15 protein-coding genes and 1 pseudogene are annotated in these 17,840 nt (G+C 53.9%); 12 read left to right on the top strand and 4 right to left on the bottom strand.

Translation table 11 applies throughout. The annotated features are described in order from the left end of the window. Window positions 1–119: 119 nt before the first annotated feature. Both MKX76_RS19065 and MKX76_RS19060 read right to left on the bottom strand, forming a co-directional pair. On the bottom strand, window positions 120–980 hold the full coding sequence (locus MKX76_RS19065) for an IS3 family transposase (protein WP_341035061.1): 861 nt from the start codon (window positions 978–980) through the stop codon (window positions 120–122). 11 nt (window positions 981–991) lie between these two features. Next, window positions 992–1,288 carry a transposase gene (locus tag MKX76_RS19060; protein ID WP_341034454.1) on the bottom strand — a complete coding sequence of 99 codons (297 nt, stop codon included), beginning with the start codon at window positions 1,286–1,288 and terminating at the stop codon, window positions 992–994. A gap of 471 nt (window positions 1,289–1,759) precedes the next feature. Between MKX76_RS19060 and acpS the strand changes: the two genes are divergently transcribed. The 3 genes from acpS to MKX76_RS19045 are packed head-to-tail and all read left to right on the top strand — an operon-like array spanning window position 1,760 to window position 4,782. Further along, window positions 1,760–2,161 (top strand): holo-ACP synthase, encoded by a 402-nt coding sequence (acpS, locus tag MKX76_RS19055; protein WP_028406117.1) that lies wholly within the window; start codon window positions 1,760–1,762, stop codon window positions 2,159–2,161. A 19-nt stretch (window positions 2,162–2,180) separates the two neighbouring features. After that, window positions 2,181–3,518 (top strand): A/G-specific adenine glycosylase, encoded by a 1,338-nt coding sequence (gene mutY, locus MKX76_RS19050; RefSeq protein WP_341034453.1) that lies wholly within the window; start codon window positions 2,181–2,183, stop codon window positions 3,516–3,518. A gap of 31 nt (window positions 3,519–3,549) precedes the next feature. After that, entirely contained in the window at window positions 3,550–4,782 is a 1,233-nt protein-coding gene (locus MKX76_RS19045; RefSeq protein WP_144878047.1) for an MFS transporter, read from the top strand. Window positions 4,783–4,995: 213 nt separating this feature from the next. On the opposite strand, the gene MKX76_RS19040 is transcribed toward MKX76_RS19045, so the two are convergent. Then, a complete protein-coding gene (locus MKX76_RS19040; RefSeq protein WP_007133067.1) occupies window positions 4,996–5,604 on the bottom strand; it encodes a superoxide dismutase in 609 nt (202 codons plus the stop codon). A gap of 283 nt (window positions 5,605–5,887) precedes the next feature. On the opposite strand from MKX76_RS19040, the gene MKX76_RS19035 reads away from it, so the two are divergent. The 4 genes and pseudogenes from MKX76_RS19035 to MKX76_RS19020 all read left to right on the top strand — a co-directional run bounded on the left by MKX76_RS19035 (window position 5,888) and on the right by MKX76_RS19020 (window position 11,907). Further along, window positions 5,888–8,461, top strand: coding sequence for a hypothetical protein (locus MKX76_RS19035; protein WP_341034452.1), 2,574 nt, complete (start codon window positions 5,888–5,890; stop codon window positions 8,459–8,461). A gap of 36 nt (window positions 8,462–8,497) precedes the next feature. Further along, window positions 8,498–9,190: pseudogene (locus MKX76_RS19030) on the top strand (ABC transporter ATP-binding protein); the annotation flags it as partial. 266 nt (window positions 9,191–9,456) lie between these two features. Further along, window positions 9,457–10,785: an ABC transporter permease gene (locus tag MKX76_RS19025; protein ID WP_341034451.1), complete on the top strand. Its 1,329-nt coding sequence runs from the start codon at window positions 9,457–9,459 to the stop codon at window positions 10,783–10,785. Window positions 10,786–10,821: 36 nt separating this feature from the next. Continuing rightward, complete coding sequence (locus MKX76_RS19020; RefSeq protein WP_144878049.1) at window positions 10,822–11,907, top strand: efflux RND transporter periplasmic adaptor subunit; 1,086 nt, start codon at window positions 10,822–10,824, stop codon at window positions 11,905–11,907. Window positions 11,908–12,053: 146 nt separating this feature from the next. Here the strand turns inward: MKX76_RS19020 and MKX76_RS19015 are convergent, their stop codons facing one another. Continuing rightward, window positions 12,054–12,851, bottom strand: coding sequence for a nucleotidyltransferase domain-containing protein (locus MKX76_RS19015; protein WP_341034450.1), 798 nt, complete (start codon window positions 12,849–12,851; stop codon window positions 12,054–12,056). A gap of 404 nt (window positions 12,852–13,255) precedes the next feature. On the opposite strand from MKX76_RS19015, the gene MKX76_RS19010 reads away from it, so the two are divergent. The 5 genes from MKX76_RS19010 to folE all read left to right on the top strand — a co-directional run bounded on the left by MKX76_RS19010 (window position 13,256) and on the right by folE (window position 17,756). Further along, complete coding sequence (locus MKX76_RS19010) at window positions 13,256–13,684, top strand: GNAT family N-acetyltransferase (protein ID WP_007133060.1); 429 nt, start codon at window positions 13,256–13,258, stop codon at window positions 13,682–13,684. Window positions 13,685–14,069: 385 nt separating this feature from the next. After that, window positions 14,070–14,672, top strand: coding sequence for a signal peptidase I (lepB, locus tag MKX76_RS19005; RefSeq protein WP_028406124.1), 603 nt, complete (start codon window positions 14,070–14,072; stop codon window positions 14,670–14,672). A gap of 41 nt (window positions 14,673–14,713) precedes the next feature. Beyond that, window positions 14,714–16,582 (top strand): tRNA epoxyqueuosine(34) reductase QueG, encoded by a 1,869-nt coding sequence (gene queG, locus MKX76_RS19000; protein WP_144878051.1) that lies wholly within the window; start codon window positions 14,714–14,716, stop codon window positions 16,580–16,582. A 147-nt stretch (window positions 16,583–16,729) separates the two neighbouring features. Next, window positions 16,730–16,966, top strand: coding sequence for a YneF family protein (locus MKX76_RS18995; RefSeq protein ID WP_007133057.1), 237 nt, complete (start codon window positions 16,730–16,732; stop codon window positions 16,964–16,966). A gap of 196 nt (window positions 16,967–17,162) precedes the next feature. Next, window positions 17,163–17,756 carry a GTP cyclohydrolase I FolE gene (gene folE, locus MKX76_RS18990; protein ID WP_007133056.1) on the top strand — a complete coding sequence of 198 codons (594 nt, stop codon included), beginning with the start codon at window positions 17,163–17,165 and terminating at the stop codon, window positions 17,754–17,756. Window positions 17,757–17,840: the final 84 nt, after the last annotated feature.

The raw sequence follows: 17,840 nt of genomic DNA, 5'->3' as shown, positions 1-17,840 counted from the left end.
CCCGTGGGCCCGGAGAGAGCGAACAAGTCCCTTTTAAGGACTTGCAGCGGGCCTAGGGTCCCCAAGAGTGCGAATAAGTCCCTTTTTGCTCTTCTGTCAAGAAAGTAGACACCTCTAAGCTAGGCTATGCACTCGTAATAGCACTGCTCAAAACGCACCGGGGACATATACCCAATCGTACTGTTAGAACGTTTTCGGTTGTAAAAAATTTCAAGGTACCGGTACAGCTTTTGCCTGGCTTCCTCTTTTGTTTTAAACTTAGGTTTGCTGTAAATGAATTCTCGTTTCAGGATACTGTGAAACGCTTCAATACAGGCGTTGTCATAGCAGTTTCCTTTGCGGCTCATGCTGGGCTTCATGTTAAATTGCTTCAACTGTTCACGGTACTCTTTAGCGGCATATTGCGAACCGCGGTCGGAATGGTGAATCAATCCCTTCGGTGGCTTCTTCGCAGCATACGCCATCTTTAGGGCATCGAGGGTAAGGTCTGTGGTCATCCGATCGCTTAGCTTCCAACCGACGATTTGTTTGGTGTACAGATCCAGGATGATCGCAAGATAGAGTTTCCCTTGGCGGCAGGGGATGTACGTGATGTCAGCGACCCACTTTTCGTTGAGCTTTGTGGCTTTGAAATTTTGTTCCAATACGTTAGGGGCAATCGGGAGATCATGCTTGGAATCGGTCGTAACCACTCGGAACTTACGGGCCATGCATGAACGAAGGCCATGTTCGCGCATAATGAGGCCCACCGTACGTTCCGATACCGTCCATCCTTCCTCCACCAGCTCGTTTCGTATTCGGGGACTGCCGTAGGTTTCATCGGAGTCATAGAAGTGCCATTTCACGCGTTCAGTCAGCGTTGCCTTACGTTTTTCCCGTTCAGAAGCTTCAGAGGTACGCCATTTGTAATAACCGCTCCGAGACACGTGAAAGAGAACGCACATCTTCTCCAATCGAAACTCGGAGCGATGATCTTCGATAAACTGGAACCTTAGTTCTTTTCTTTGCTGAAGATGTGCATGGCCTTTTTTAGAATCGCAATTTCTTCTCTCAAATCATCAATTTCGCGTTTTTGGTCTTCGATAAGTTGGGTTTGCTGACGTAAGGTTTCCCCATGATTGACAGGCTCGTGCTCGAATGCTCGATACTTTTTGACCCAGTTATGTAATGTGCCTGGATTAATGTTCAAGTCATCGGCGATCTGCTCCAGCGTCTTCGACTGTTCTTGCACGTACTTTACGGTTTCACGCTTAAATGTCTCGTTATAATGCTGCCTGTTGCCACTCATATTTTTGACACCCTTTCGTCTGCTTTGTTTCATTATCGTTTTATCACTAAGGGGTGTCCACTTTTTATTCTAGCTGCATTTTGGGACTTGCAGCGGGCCTGTGGGCCCGGAGAGCGCGAACAAGTCCCTTTTTGGGACTTGCAGCGGGCCTGTGGGCCTGAAAAGCCCGAACTAGTCCTTTTTCGGGACTTGCTGCGCAGCCTGGGCCTTTTAGCGCCCAGGGCACTAACTCTCTATTACACTCCCACATTCAATGGGCTGACCCATCAGTAGATGTACTGCTGGGTCAGCCCTGTTTTGTTTACTATCGATCCTAATTTGTGCACCCGGCCTTAAACGCTCGAACGGTAATTTTTTTCAATAAATCATATTGTGCAACGAAAATCTCGCTTTTGGGGTACAAGCACTGATACAATAGTCTGAGGCAGAATAATGGTCGGACTAGAAATCAGAGAAGGGGCGCGAGCGATTGTGATTTATGGTATCGGACATGATGTGCTGGATATGCGGAGAGTGGAAATTTTGATGACCGGCCCGCATAGCGAGAAGTTTGTGGAACGGGTGTTGACCGAAGCAGAGCGGGAGATCGCGCTCCAGAAAGGCGCCAAGCGCACCGAGTTCGTTGCCGGCCGCTTCGCGGCGAAGGAAGCGATATCGAAGTCCTTCGGCTGCGGGATCGGAAGCCTCATCGGCTTCTGGGATATTGAAGTGCTCCCGCATCCGGGCGGGCGGCCGATCGCCAGCCTGTCTCCTGAAGCGTGGAGCCGTCTGTCGATCGGCGATCCAGCCGACTACGCCATCCATTTGACCATTTCCCACCAGCCGGAGCTGGCCTCTGCGTTCGCAGTCGTGGAAAGGATCAGGCAAGGATAACAGAAGGAGATAGACTAGCATGCACACAGAGCGCAATCACGATAGATATTTCAGCAGCGAGCTGCTGGATTGGTATGACGTTAACAAAAGGGATCTGCCTTGGCGAAGATCCCGGGATCCCTATCATATATGGGTATCCGAGATTATGCTGCAGCAGACAAGGGTGGATACGGTGATTCCTTACTTCCACCGGTTTATTGAGCGCTTCCCGACCATCGAGGCGCTGGCGGATGCGCCGGAAGACGACGTGTTGAAATGCTGGGAAGGCCTCGGGTATTATTCTAGAGCCCGCAATCTGCAGAGTGCTGCCAGGCAGATTACGGAGCAGTACGGCGGGGTCATGCCGAGCGGCAAGGAGGAAGTCGCCGGTCTAAAAGGCGTCGGGCCGTATACGGCCGGCGCGATCCGCAGCATAGCGTTCAACATCCCCGCCGCAGCAGTGGACGGCAATGTGATGCGGGTGCTGTCCCGATATTTTTTAATCGAAGATGACATTATGAAGATAAAAACACGAACCCGGATGGAGGAGCTGGTGCTTACGCTCGTTCCGGAGGGGAGGGCTTCGGATTTTACCCAGGCACTAATGGAGCTCGGGGCGCTGATTTGTACGCCGAAATCCCCCAAATGCCTGGTATGTCCGGTAATGGAGCACTGTGCAGGCAGGCTTGAAGGGAAGGAAGAGTCGCTTCCCGTCAAGACGAAGGCAAAGCCTCCGCGTCCCGAGCATCGACTGGCAGCCATCGTGGAAGGAACCGGGGTGCACGAAGGGAAGATCCTAATCCGCAAACGGCCGGCGTCAGGGCTTCTTGCCGGGATGTGGGAGCTTCCGCATATTGAAGTGTCTTCCGGTGCGAGCGCGGTATCAACCAAGGGAGCCACGGAGCAGTCCGGTCTGAGCGCGGTATCGACCAAGGGGGGTACGGTGGCATCAGATACGGCTTCCGTTCATTCCAAGGCAGTCGCGGAGCGGTCAGAGGTGACCACGGTGCCTTCGCAGACTGTCATGGTGCCGTCCAATGTAGCGGTGCCTTCTGAGAAGGCCGCGGTCATCCGGCTTACGGATGGCTTGCTTGCGGAAGGGGTTCCGGTACGGCCGATCGGCCATTACATGGATGCCGAGCATACGTTTAGCCATATCCAATGGAAAATGTCCGTCTACCGCTGTGTATGGCAGGAGGAGCCGGAATCACTCAGCGGGCTGCAGGCCGCTGAGAGCGCTGCTGCGTATGAAGCGGGGGAGACGAACGATTTTCGCTGGATCGATGCCGGCGATATGGAGCGATACGCCTTTCCGAACGTGTTCATCCGCATCCTTACTTCCTATTTCTCCAAGATGGATGGTGCCGGTTCGCGATAGAGGATAAGACGAAATGGAGCTGTGATGCTGCTTGCATAGCTGGAAACATGCGTTGTTATATATCGCCGGAATCGGCGTTTCGAACTTGGGGAATTGGATTTATCTCGTTGCTATCAATTTGCTTGTGTTGAATATGACGGGATCGCCGGCCGCAGTGGCCGGCTTGTTTATCATCCGTCCGCTTGCTACGCTGCTCACCAATTCCTGGGCGGGGAGCATCATCGACCGGGCCAACAAGCGCACGCTGATGATCGTGACGGACGTGATCCGTGGAGCGCTCATCGCCCTGATCCCGTTTATGACGTCGGTGTGGGGGATTTATACGATCATGTTTTTAATCAGCGTGGCGGGCGCCTTCTTTGGACCAACCTCGATTACGTACGTCACGAAGCTCGTCCCGGCTGAGCAGCGAAAGACCTTTAACGCCTGGTCCAGCTTTGCCTCGTCCGGCGCGGCTCTGTTGGGTCCGGCTATCTCGGGCGTCCTGATCGCATACACGGATATCCGCATCAGCATTATCATCAACGCCGTTTCCTTCTTCCTGTGCGCGCTGGCGATTTATTTCCTGCCGGATGTGGATGCACAAGGGAGCAAGGCCGGCAAACGGGCAGCCATGACCTTGAAGACGCTGGTTCAGGATTGGATTGCCGTGATTGACTTCGGGAAGGCTGCGGCTTATTTTGTGCTCATCTATATCTTGTTCCAATCGGCGATGCTGCTGGGCTTCGCGCTGGACTCGCAGGAAGCGACCTTTATCAAGCAGGTCCTTCAGCTGGGTGACGAGGATTATGGCTTGCTTGTGAGCGTAGCGGGGGCAGGGTACCTCGCAGGCTCCGCCGCCGCATCGTTGACCGTAAAATGGTTGTCGGTCCGCATGCTGATCGGAGCGGGAACGCTGCTGTCGAGTGCCGGCTATTTCGTGTTCTATGCCTCGAACGGATATGCGGTGGCGGCAGCGGGATTTGTCATTTTCGGTTTCTTCTCATCGTTTGCGAATGCAGGTTATATGACGTTTTTTCAAAACCAGGTTCCAATCGATCTCATGGGACGTTTCAGCAGCGTGACGCGTTTGTTGGAAGGAATCGTGCAGATTTTGCTTACGCTGCTGCTCGGCGTTGCCGCAGATCTTTGGTCCCTGCAGACGGTATGCCTCATCGGTGCCGGTGCGGCATGCGCGGTCTCAATAATCCTGCTTATTGCGGCCTATGTCCCGTCCAGGGCTCGCCACTACGAGTCCCAGCCGTCCGCCCGGGCTTCAAGCTGAGCGACCACGGAGGCAGAGGATCTGCCAATCTGCTTGAACGCACCTCGATAAAAACACTAAAAAAGTGGAGAACAGCTGCTCGTTTGCGAGCCGGGCCGGTACTCCACTTTTTTATATCCTCGCACATAAAGAAGAGCTGTCCCGCAGCAGAATGATCTGCTTGCGAGACAGCTCCTTATTATAATCGGCTTCGCTTAGTGTGAGAACGCTGGATTACTTCGCGCTTTCGTAGCGTTTGCCGACTTCTTCCCAGTTTACAACGTTCCAGAATGCGGAGATGTAATCAGGGCGTTTGTTTTGATATTTCAGGTAGTAAGCATGCTCCCAAACGTCAAGGCCGAGGAGAGGCGTTTGACCTTCCATGAGCGGGCTGTCTTGGTTCGGTGTGCTAGTTACGGCCAATTTGCCGTCTTTCACAACGAGCCATGCCCAACCGCTGCCGAAACGGGTTGTAGCTGCTTTCGTGAAGTCTTCCTTGAATTTATCGAAGCCGCCGAGCTCGTTGTTGATCGCTTCAGCCAGAGCGCCGGTAGGCTGTCCGCCGCCGTTTGGTCCGATAACTTCCCAGAACAGGGAGTGGTTAGCATGGCCGCCGCCGTTGTTGCGGACTGCCGTGCGGATGCTTTCAGGAACGGCGTCCAGATTCGAAATCAGCTCTTCAAGGGATTTGTCTTGAAGCTCTGGAGCGCTCTCCAGGGCAGCGTTCAGGTTGGTAACGTACGTGTTATGATGGCGATCGTGATGGATCTCCATCGTTTGTGCGTCGATGTGAGGCTCGAGCGCGTCGTTTGCGTAAGGAAGAGGTGGTAATTGGAATGCCATAAATGAAAACCTCCTGTAAATTAGTTTTTTGGTTATGATCAAGGCCGTCCTTGTTCAGGAAGTCCTTATCATCCGGGCACTGCGGTATGTAACATAGGCTACACTACTTATATTAAACCGTTTGGGGGGATTAAATCAACTTTTATGTTTGAAAAGTCTGAAAGTTCGTTGGAACAGCAGTCCAAACTTTCTCCGCGAATCTATCGTTATTCTAGTATAGCCATCACCATCCGTCGATTGGAATCGATCGGGGTGCTTGGGCGGAAAGGAGCAGTTTCATAATATGAATAAAAAAAGGTACACAGCGGCAGCCATTCTGCTGGCTGTAACATTGGCGGCCGCGCCGCATGCCGATGCGGCTGCGTCTAAGACGGCGTCATCGCAGGCTGTCGGATCTGCTGCGGCCCAAAGTCCGGCTCTCGACTGGCGCGTGAAGCTCGGCGGCGGCGTCACGGCGACGCTTGAGCAAGCCGACGTATGGCAGCAGAACGGAGACAGCGTGGCCGTATTTACCCTCCAATACAAAAATGGAGGAAAAGCCGCGGCCAGGCTCGTCACGTACTTCCCCAAAGCGGTGCTTCCCGGAGGTTCGGTCAAGGCCGCCAATCCGATATCCAAAGACCTTGCGAAGAAGAAGGTCGAGCCGGGTCAAAGCCTGACCGTAACCTATTACGTCAAGACGGACACTCCTTCCTTGTCCGGCATGAAGCTCGCTATGGACGTATGGAACCCGAAGGTCAAAGGCTATTTGGAGCGTGTCGGGTCATACAGGCTGCCTTCCAATTATTCGGCCGCGGTTGCTTCAGGCGTGAATGCAAAGCTGAGCCTGAGCGGAACTCCGGTTACCGTAAAATCGGAATCGCTGGAGATCATCAAATATGACGGCAAAGTCATCGCGAGGGTAGGCATGTCGATGACGAATAACGGCAGCAGCGCATGGTCGGACCGCGGTTATGACCCGTTCCTGGTCACGAAGAGCGGCAGCTCCTTCCGGCTTCAGCGCGAGGCAGGGCCCGAGGGGACACCGATTCAGCCGAAAGAACGGAAGCTGGTCTATTACATAACAGAAGTTCCAACGTATCTAAAACCGTCGGGCTTGCGTTTTTTATGGACGGAAACCGATGAAGCCTTGAAGCTGAGCCTGCCTGTAGGCTCGTTCCGGCTGCCTGCTGCCACCGCTCCTAAATGGGACGTGCCTGCAGGTGCGGCCAAGTCCCTGACGATTAGCGGCCAGCCGGTCGAAGCGAGAATCCGTCAAGCCACGCTGCGCTCTTCCGGGGACCAGGGGATATGGAATATCGAGATGGCTTTCAAGAACAAAGGGAAGAAAACCGCCAAGGTTCCGGCGTATGAGTATGCGATCAAGGCGTCGGAGGGCTCCTATCATCCTTATGCGCCGGGAGATCCGGGCAGCCTGATGCTGACGCTTCGGCCGGGGCAAGAGAAAACCTTAACACTGGAAATCTCCCTGCCGATGGAGCTCAAGCAGGACCGCTTGAAGCTGCAGATGATCGAAGCATCGGGCGATGAGCGCACACCTTCACCGCCTGCGGGTCAGGAGGAGCCGGGGGGAAGCACAAGCACGGATGCTCCAAGCAAAGCGAGCCTGCCTTTGGCCTACTTCAGCATTCCTTATCAAACGGAACGCCAGTCCTCCATCGGGGTTGAGTATGCGCCCCAGAGTGCCGGCGGGTTTGCTTACACGCTGGAATCCATTCAGCGCCTGCCATGGCAGGATACGGATCTTATTGTAGCCAAACTGCGATTGCGTAATACCCATGAGACGAACGCCTTGCAGCTGCCTGAGCTGAAAGCGGATGTCACCGCGGACGAAAAGACCGTACTCGCAAGTCCCGAGGTCATAGCCGGGGAGCAGGGCTCCTTGATCGCGCCGGGAGCATCCACCGAGGTGTCCGTTCTGGCCAAAATTCCGTACACGAAGGATATCCGCACACTTCGCTTCAAGCTGTTTGCCCAGCAGGAAAGCGTAAAGACGCCTTTCCTTACCCTGACGACGCCGGGACACACGCAGTCGATTGAGCTGCTGGAGAAAGGGAAGCCGTATACCGTCACGACGGCCGGGAAACGGGCAGAAGCGCAGGAGAGGCGGACCCTGATTTACGAAGGAGCGGATTCGGATATCATTTATTCCGAACTGACGCTGACCAGCGGGGAGGCGCGCCGGGTACAAGCGGCTTTGCTGAAAGGATATTTCCAAGGAACGGACGGGAAAATTTACGAGGCCGATACCGTGCAGCCGGAAACGCCGATTCAGCCGGGAGGCAAACAATCGGTCGTATTCTGGGCCAGAGTGCCGAAGGGGACGGCCGGAAGCCTGGGACTTGCCTTGGGCACTGCGATGTCCGGGGGCAAGCTTGCCGAGCCGGGCAAAGACGTGAGCGGCGTCCTCGGCGTGAAGAAGATGCAGCTGAATCCGGTTCGTCCGGCCGCAAGCTCCAATCTGACGGGGCTCGACTGGTATCCGTACAGCATTTCCGTGACGAAAGCGATGGGGCATTTGCAGGAGGGCAGCTCGAGCATCTCCATGAATGTGACGGTGGACGTGAAGCGAAGCGACAGCATTATCGCTGCGGATGCCGGCCACAAGCTGATTTTGACGATTAAGGACACCCTGGGACAGACGCAGGAGCGTATCCTTACGCCGGGGACGGATATCCAGGTTCCGGGCACGAGGACGCTTTCGTTTGAAATGACGGATGAGCAGTACAAAAAATTGAAAGGCGGATGGTTTACCCTGACGCTCGCGGACGAATTCCAGAATGAACGGATCACCCTCGGCACTCAAAGCTACAACGTGACGTTCTATCCGAATGTTGTGGAGCCGCCGGAAGAGTAAGAGGGAAACCAAGGACCAGGGAGAGGAAAGGCGAACATGTTGCGTTTGGAAAATGTATCGCACAGCTTCAAAAACGGCAGCGAGGTATTAAAGGTGCTTCATAATATCGAGTTCGAGGTCCAGGAAGGCGAGATGATCGCCCTTCTTGGCAGCTCGGGATCGGGCAAATCCACGCTGCTGAACCTGATGGCCGGGCTCATGAAGCCGACGGAGGGCCATATTTATATCGCCGGCCAGGATATCGTCAAATATAGCGAGAACAAGCTTGCCGTCTTTCGGCGGAAGCATATCGGATTTATTTTTCAAGCTTATGAATTGATCCCTACGCTGACGGTGAGGGAGAATGTAGAGCTTCCGCTCGTCTTTCAATCCGTCCCGAGATCGAAGCGCCGCAAGAAAGCGATGGAGCTTCTGGAGATTACGGGGATCGGCGATAAAGCCGAGATGTATCCTTCCCAGCTATCGGGAGGGCAGCAGCAGCGGGTCAGCATCGCGCGGTCGCTAATCACGGAGCCTTCCGTTATTTTTGCGGATGAGCCGACCGGCAACCTCGACACCAAGACGGAAGAGGAGATTCTTCGCATCATGATGACGCTCAACCAATCGATGAACACGACGTTCGTTATCGTCACGCATGAAATGGAAGTTGCGGCTCAAATGAAGAAAACGATCATGCTTCGCGACGGCTACCTCGTCACCCCGGGGGAAGGATCGGGACCGGAAGCGCCGCGTCAGCCTGAAGTCATTGCACTCGCTGCTCGCGAGGAGCCAGATGAGCATATGCCTGAAGTCGTTGCACCCGCTGCTAGCGAGGAGCCAGCCGTGCATTCGCCAGAGGTCATCGCACCCGCGATTACCGAGGAGCCCGAGGCGCGTCAGCCTGAAGCCGGCGTTCCCGCAGCTTCCGAGGAACCCGCAGCTGCTGCCCAAGAGCTGCAAGCCGTCCCGTCCGGGCCGGAGAAGGCAGGTGACGAAAGCTGAAATTTGTAGACAGTATGCGGCTTGCCTGGGGCCAGATCAAGCGCCGCAAAGTGGTGACGGCCCTGTGCATGACCGGGATATCGATCGGTTGTGCGGCGATCATTGTAGCGATCAGCATCGGAAACGGCGCCCAAAGCTACCTGGAGAAGGAGATCATAGGCGGCTTGAAGCTGGATGAGATTACGGTAACTCCTCAAGGCTCGGGCGGCTCTGCGGATGGAAGCAGCGGGCCCGGCGCGGAGCGGGGGCTATTGACCGATGACAAGGTTCGAGTGATTGAGGGCTTTCATCATGTGAAGTCGGTCGTTGCCGCCAAGCAGATGGGGTACTTCCGGTTCCTCTCGTCCGATAATTTGGTTCATGACGGCATCAATATCATGGCCGTTGATTTGACGAAGCTTAAGGAGCAGGGCAACCGTTTCGCGCAGGGCGGGCCGCTGGATCAGATGGGTGCGGTGGTGCTCAACTATGGCGCAACGTCAGGCTGGAAGGATGCCGAGACCAGCGAAAGATTAATGAACATGATAAACAGCGATCCCAATAATCCGAAAATATGGGAAGAGTTATATACGTACGACAGCGCCATTACGGATATGATGGGCAAGAGCATCCAGCCCGAGCGGATGGAGGGCGAACAGAAAGCGCTCGGCCCGCGCCTTTATATCGGGGGCGTGCTCGATGTTCCGAAGGGACAGAATGCCGAGTTTGCCATCTACGACCGCCAGGCCTATGTATCGTTCGAAACGGCGGATTGGTTGAATGACACCTTGAATTCCAATAATGGAGCCGCCATGAAACAGCGGACGTACGATACGTTAACGGTCAAGGTGGATGATCTTGGGCATATCCAGCAGCTGGAGGAGCTCATATCGAAGCTGGCCTTGAATGCCAGCGACAACTTGTCCGCGCGCGATCAGATCGCTTCCCAGCTGAATACCTTCAAAGCGATTGCGCTCGGCGTCGGCGTTTTCATTCTGCTGCTGGCGTCCATCTCGATCATTGTGGCCATGACCATGTCGACGCATCAGCGCCGCCGGCAAATCGGCATCATGAAGGTTCTGGGGGCGAATTCGGGTCAGATCCGCGTCATGTTCATCGTTGAAGCGAGTCTGCTAGGTTTCCTTGGCGGCTTGCTTGGCATCGTATTCGCATATTTTATCGTTAATGGGCTGAACTCGTTCATTACGGCTTCCGCGGGCATGGCGGGGCTGCAGATTGAGGTGACCCCGAATACGCTGCCGATCGGCATCGCATTCGCTGTGACGACGGGGATTTTTTCAGGGATTTATCCGGCGATCAGCGCCGCCAGAACCAATGCGCTGCTCGCGATCAAGCGGGATTAGGAGACTACCGGATCGGAAAGGACGCTAATATACGGTATGAAAAAAATAATAAAATGGTTGGTTATTGCAGCGGTCATCGGCTTGGTCGGCTATTGGGGATACGGACAGGTAAAGCCGAAGGAAGCGCCGATACCCATGATGGAAGAGCCGCAGGTGATTTCATTTCCTGTCACCGAGGAGACGATCGTGACGACTGTGCAGGTCAAGGGCACCTCGGAATATGGAAAGGAAACGAATGTTTACGCCCCTTTTGAAGCGAAGGTGGAATCCTGGAACGTTGCGAACGGGCAGCAGATCAAGAAAGGGGATACGCTGTTCAGTCTAGAGCAGAAGACCATTCACCAGCAGCTTCAGCAGAAGGAGGCCGAGCGGAAGAAGCGGAAGCTGGAGCAGGAGCTGAAGGAGTTCACGCTCAATCAGGATTTGGATAATGCCCCGGTTGGAGCGACGGAAGCAGAGCGCCTGAAGCTGCTGGCCGATCAGGAAACCGCCAAGCTGAGCAGTGAGCTGGACGGGGTCAACGAGATGATCGAGGCTCAGACGATCGCAGAATTGAATGAGCGTCTGAAGCAATCGATATACCGGTCGCCGTCGGCGGGCATTTTTCTATTCGACAATTCGCAGAAGCAGCCCCAGTCGGTGACGGCCAATCAATATATCGGCAAAATCGTTGATCTGAACTCGCTTCGGTTCGCCGCCTATGTCGGGGAGAGCGAGGTGTTCAGCATTAAGCCGGGGATGGAGGTTGAAGTGAAAATGCCTTCCATTAAGGACATGAAGCTGAAGGGAAAAGTGGAAGAGGTGGCCAAATTCGCGGAGACGACTTCCCAGGAAAAGCAGACATCCCAGACGCCGCAATTCAAAGTGATCATCTCCCTGCCGAAAAACGACCGTTTGATCGGCGGACTGACCTTGACCGGAGACATCGTTACCGAACGCAAAGAGAAGGCGGTTGTCGTGCCGAAGCTGGCTGTTATGACCGAAGGCGACATCTCTTATGTGATGGTCGATAAGGGCGGCGGTCAAATTGAGCGGCAGGATATTGAGACAGGCATGCAGACGCTGGATAAAATCGAAGTGCTGTCCGGACTGAAACCGGGGGATACCGTGGTTCTTCAATAGGAAGAAAGACCGATTATTCATAGCAGGAAGAGCAGCAAGCGGGCGAAGAGATGATTCGCACGTGCGGCTTCTTCCACACATACCAAGAGGCTGTTCCAGGTCTAATGACCTTTGGGACAGCCTCCTCGCGTTTTTTCTGTTTATGATTAACTATTTTTGATTATCGTGTCATAAATATGCTCCAAATAAGAAATGGAGATCTGCTCGGCTTCTGATCTGGCTATGAAGGTATCCGAGGCTGGCCGCAAGCGTTTATACATGCGGATCGTGGTTTTCAACGCATGGTAGCAGCTGTTGGCGTCATGAACAGGAAGGGTCCGCTTAAGCTCCTCCAATTCGTTCTCTGCATGCTCCTCCAGCCTTCGGACCCCTCTGGGCAAATGTCCCTCTTGCATTAGGATCAATGGGCCTAATACCGTGCCGCGAATAAAGGTGATCAGGTCGATGGCCTCAAAGATCTCCCCTCTCCCCAGCTTTGCGGCGCCGTAATGGATCCATACCCAGAAGCGATCCTCCATCCATTGCGGATCGGGAGTTGGATACGAGGGGGAGGTCGCTTGAAGGATCGAGCTGATCTCTCCCGTTCGCTCCCATATGATGAGCGGATTCTCAATCCGCGTTGTAAGCTCCGCCGAGGTGATAAATTTGAGATCGACATGGAGCGGCTGCGGGCCATATAAGCAGATAACCAAGCGGGGTTCGCCGACATGCTCTCCAGTAAAGGCCGATAGCAGATGGCCTAGCCCTTCTGCAATTTGAATCCGTTCCTCCATGATTGAACTAAGGTAAGCAGCGTCGTACACGATAACGAGGTCCAAATCGCTGTATTCATCCATCGTTCCCGTCATCATGGACCCGCCAGCAAGCAGACCCAGCAGTCGATGGTCTTGGCTGAGCTTCGCCTTGGCTTGTGCCAGGAATTGTTCGTGTAAAGGCAATTGCATTGAAACCACTCCTTAACATAAGACCCATTCCTTAAAATGGGTATTACGCCAATCTACCACCCTCTCAGGCCGGACTGTCAATTATATCCTTCGAAACAAGGGAATTCAATTCCTTGTCCATAGCATAAATCTTAATATCAAGCTAATCCTTTCCTTTGAATTTTTAACATCCTTTTAACAAATATAAGAAGTTTTATCTAAGTTATAAAATGTAAACGCTTCAAATGAAGCGCTTTCAGAAGAAAACTCGTGAATTTAGGAGAAAGTTGTGGTTTAATGGACAAGGAAACAGGATTTTCGGGTTTTTTGTAGTAAAACATTAATGTCAGGTTTGCGTAAACGGAATACTAGTTCTTTGTAAACCGGGTAAACCGCATCATGCTAACGAAAAGGGAGATTTTGAAATGCATGTTCGTTCCTTTCAGTTGAGTGACTGTAACCCCGTAACCGAGCTATTACAGATTGCTTTATCGGAAGAATGCTACGAAAACACGATGGAGCCCTTCTCCAGGCAGCTTGCTTGGGACTCCGACCTGATCATGGTTGCGGAGGAAGACGGCGAAATTGTCGGTGTCCTAATCGGGACCATCGAGCGCAATCATGGCTGCTATTATCGCATTGCTATTCATCCTGATTACCGTAGAAGAGGGATCGGGAAAGCCCTGGTATCCGCTATGGAGCAGCGTTTCCAATCACGCAAAGTAAGCCGGATCCTGGTAGCCGGAGACGAGCATAATGCCGCAGCGATGCCGTTTTATGAAGCGATGGGCTACGGAGCCAGCAAGATTCTGCAGTCGTTTCAGAAGCTTAGCATTGTGGTGGGGCCCCGGTAAGAGCCTCTTGGCGTTCTATGCGGGCGCACGGCAGCCTAAGACCTCTACAGAGATAAATCATTAAATTTTTCCATAGTGTGTGATTTCAAAAAGCCAACTTTTCAGCGCGAATGAAGGCGAAGGGCCCTCAGAAGCACAGCAGCGGCAATCGCAGGAACGCTGGAGGAGCAGCGATTTTTCGAGCATGCATGCCGGATTCGCTTAGGAATCTGCCGCCTGATCTTCTTCGTGATCAAAAGGGGACTTTTTGAATGACCTCTATATGAAGCATATCTTTCAGCCGTTGCAAATGGAGGGGAGATATGCTTTTCTATTAATGTACCCCAATTTTGAAGGTGCCGCCTGTCGAGGTTCGAAGGTGAAATCGAAGTAAAGTAGGTGTAGTATGGGACAAGTGATTCCTCCGGATTCAGCCGAGAACGGACAAAGCAGCGAGCCGCGCCAGCAGACTGGCGGAAAGAACGGCTGGGCCGCCGAGCTATGGGATTGGGTCAAGACAATCGCAATTGCCTTTGTTATTATGGTGCTTCTTAATATGTTTGTGTTTAACTTGTCGACGGTTAAGGGCGAATCCATGCAGCCAACGCTGACCGCATCGGAGCGGCTGTTTATCAATAAAGTGGTCTACCGCTTTGCAGACCCCAAGCATGGTGATGTCATCGTGCTGAAGGACCCGAGCGACGGTCCGGATAAGAAAGAGTTTCTTGTTAAACGTATTGTCGGCGTTCCCGGGGATACAATTGAGGTGAAGAATCAGAAGCTGTATGTGAACGGTGTCCCCCAGGACGAGGAGTATACGGACGTTCCCATTGAGGATCCGGGCTTTAAACCGGTGAAGCTGGAAGAGGGACGGTATTTCGTGATGGGCGACAACCGCCACCTCGGAAAGAGCAAGGACAGCCGCATGTTCGGAAGCGTTAAGGAATCGGATATTGTGGGCAGAGCCGAATTCATATTCTGGCCGCTGTCGGAAATTAAAAAGCTGTAGCCAAAAATAAAGCTTCAACCTAACGAAAGGAGGCGCTGGAGATGACCTACACACTTGGCTCGTACGCTCCTCCGCCTTCGGTATGGGAGGAGCTCAAGCAGGAGCTTAAGACTGCTGCGCCGGAGCTGGGCATCGATGATATCGGGTTCGCTTCGGCGGAGCCGTTCGTATCGTTACGAGGCATATTACAGAACCATCGCGACAAGGGCTATGAATCGGGATTCGAGGAGCCTGATCTGGATAAGCGGGTCACGCCTGCCTTGCCGGGAACCGAGCCGGCTTCGCTAATCGCTATTGCGGTGGCGTACCCCTCCAAGATGGAGAATCCGCCGAAATCCGAGCCCGGCAAGTACCGGGGGATAATGGCCCGTTCTGCTTGGGGAAGAGACTACCACCATGTGCTTCGGGAGGCGATGAGCCGGCTGGAAGCTTTTATTCGGGAGCGGGTGCCGGATGCGGTGCTGGAAAGCATGGTCGACACGGGGGCGCTGGTCGACAGGGCGGTTGCGGAGCGGGCCGGAATCGGCTTCAGCGCCAAGAACTGCGCGATCATCTCTCCCAAGTTCGGGTCTTGGATCTATCTTGGCGAAATGGTCACGAATATTCCGTTTCCGCCGGATCAGCCGGTTACGGAAGACTGCGGCGAATGCACCAAATGCATCGACGCCTGTCCAACGGGCGCGCTGGTCGGACCCGGACAGCTGAATGCCCAGCGGTGTGTCTCTTTCCTGACGCAGACCAAAGGGTTTCTGAGCGAAGAAGTGATGCGCAAGATCGGCAACCGTCTGTACGGCTGCGATACTTGTCAAATCGTTTGTCCGAAGAATCGGGGGAAGAACTGGACGCATCATGAGGAGCTCCAGCCCGATCCGGAAAAAGCCAAGCCGCTGCTCCTGCCGATTCTGGATATGAGCAACCGCGAATTCAAGGAGACGTTCGGCGATACGGCTGCGGCCTGGAGAGGCAGAAAGCCGATCCAGCGCAATGCCGTCATTGCCCTTGGCAATTTTAAAGACATTTCGGCAGTACCGAAGCTGAGCGAGGTGCTGCTGAAGGATCCGCGCCCTGAGCTGCGGGGAACCGCCGCATGGGCTCTGGGCCGCATTGGAGGCGAAGAAGCGTTGAACAACTTAGAGAAAAGCATGAAAACCGAAGGGGATGCCCAAGTACGGGACATGCTGCAGCAAGCCTTAGCGAAACTCAATGCCGATGCAGCGACATCGGAGAATACACGGAGCGAATCGGCTGCCCCGGTGACGGAGGCAGCGGAGGAACAAGGCTCTGCCGGAGCGGCGGCAGGGAAAGCTTCAGCCGGGAATGCAGCCGCCGAGCCGGAGCAGCCGCGGCCTGCTATCCAGGGGGTTGAGCCGATGGCCGTTCCCGAGGGAGGGCCGGAGGTATTGTATTATGATGAGCTCCAATCCCCGATCGGAACGCTGACCGTCTGCGCGACGGAGAAGGGACTGTGCCTTATCGAATTCGGGAGCTTCCATGTGAAGGAAGCGGTCATTCAGCAGTGGTGCCGCACCTGGTCCGGCAACGGCGGCTATGAGCGGGATGAAGCCCGCCTGGCTCCGGTAACGGATCAGCTGAAGCGGTATTTTGCAGGAGAGCTGAAGGAATTCACCCTTCCGCTGGATATGCGGGGAACCTCGTTCCAGCTCCAGGTATGGGAGGCGTTGAAATCCATTCCTTATGGAACCGTATGTTCTTATAAGGACATCGCGGAATCGATCGGACGTCCGAAGGCGGTTCGGGCGGTCGGCGGGGCCAACAACAAAAATCCGGTGCCAATCGTCGTGCCGTGCCACCGCGTTGTTGGAGCGGACGGTGCGCTGATCGGCTACGCCGGCGGACCGGAAATCAAACGGACCTTGCTGGCGATCGAGGGCATTACGCTGGGCCGGTAAACGCGCGTCATTCTTCTTGGAATGCCTCGTATGGCCGCCCGCGCATATCCGGATTTTTCATTTGCTGTCCTTCATGGGACATGCTATGATAAGTTCGTGTATGTGCCATGAAATGGTAAATATTAGCATGATTAAAGGTGGTCAAGCATGAATATCGTCATTCCGATTGTTACGCTGATCGTGGGTCTGGTTGCGGGCTTCTTTATCGGGGCATTCTATCTGCGTAAGCAGCTGGAGAAGATGCAGAACGATCCGGAAATGCTGCAAAAAATGGCAAAGCAAATGGGCTACAACCTGAACAGCAAGCAGATGCAGCGCGCTCAGCAAATGATGAAAAACCAGCCGATGCCCGGCAAAGGGCAAGGCCGCAAACGCAAAGGCTAATGAATAGGAGGGCCGCCTTCGTTTATCCATTTGACGGAGGGGGCGCTTCTATTTAGTGAAGACTGCTAACAGCGGTTATATGTGGCTGTTCATTCGATCGCTTTCGGGTGCTGCCCGGCAGCGTAAGCATACGGATTGAACAAGCATAAAATACGGATACCGTTTACCTGGTTGTAGGCGGAAAGGGGGATGTACTGTGGCAGGTGTAAAGGATTATGTTAACGATAAAGTTGTAGAAAACCGGGAGCAGATCGAATACCATATCGAGCAAATTTTGAAGCTGATCGGTGAAGATCCGCAGCGTGAAGGGCTGCTGGAGACACCGGCCCGTGTCACCCGGATGTATGAGGAGATTTTCGCGGGATATTCCGTGGATCCGAAGGATGTACTGGGAGTAACCTTCGATGAACAGCATGAAGAGCTTGTCATCGTGAAGGATATCGTATATTACAGCCAGTGCGAGCATCATATGGCTCCATTCTTCGGCAAGGTTCATATCGGCTATGTGCCGAGCGGGAAGATCGCGGGACTGAGCAAGCTGGCTCGTCTGGTTGAGGCGGTTACGCGCCGTCTTCAGGTTCAGGAACGCATCACGTCGCAAATTGCGAACATTATCGTGGAGGAGCTCCAACCGAGCGGCGTAATGGTCGTTGTGGAAGGGGAGCATCTGTGCATGTGCGCCCGCGGCGTGAAGAAACCGGGAAGCAAGACGGTGACCTCTGCCGTACGAGGAACGTTCCAAAGCGATGCTGCCCAGCGTTCGGAGTTTCTGTCATTAATCAAGGAATAAACCATAGTGCAGTGAACAACGGCTGGACCCGTAGATGGTCCAGCCGTTGTTGTTATTCCACCGTTTCAGGAAACGAAAGGATTA

The sequence above is a fragment of the Paenibacillus sp. FSL R5-0810 genome (assembly GCF_038002285.1).
In the GTDB taxonomy this organism is placed as follows: Bacteria; Bacillota; Bacilli; order Paenibacillales; family Paenibacillaceae; genus Paenibacillus_AQ; species Paenibacillus_AQ lactis.
Note: the sequence above shows the minus strand (reverse complement) of the source record. Positions and strands in the feature narration are given on the sequence as shown.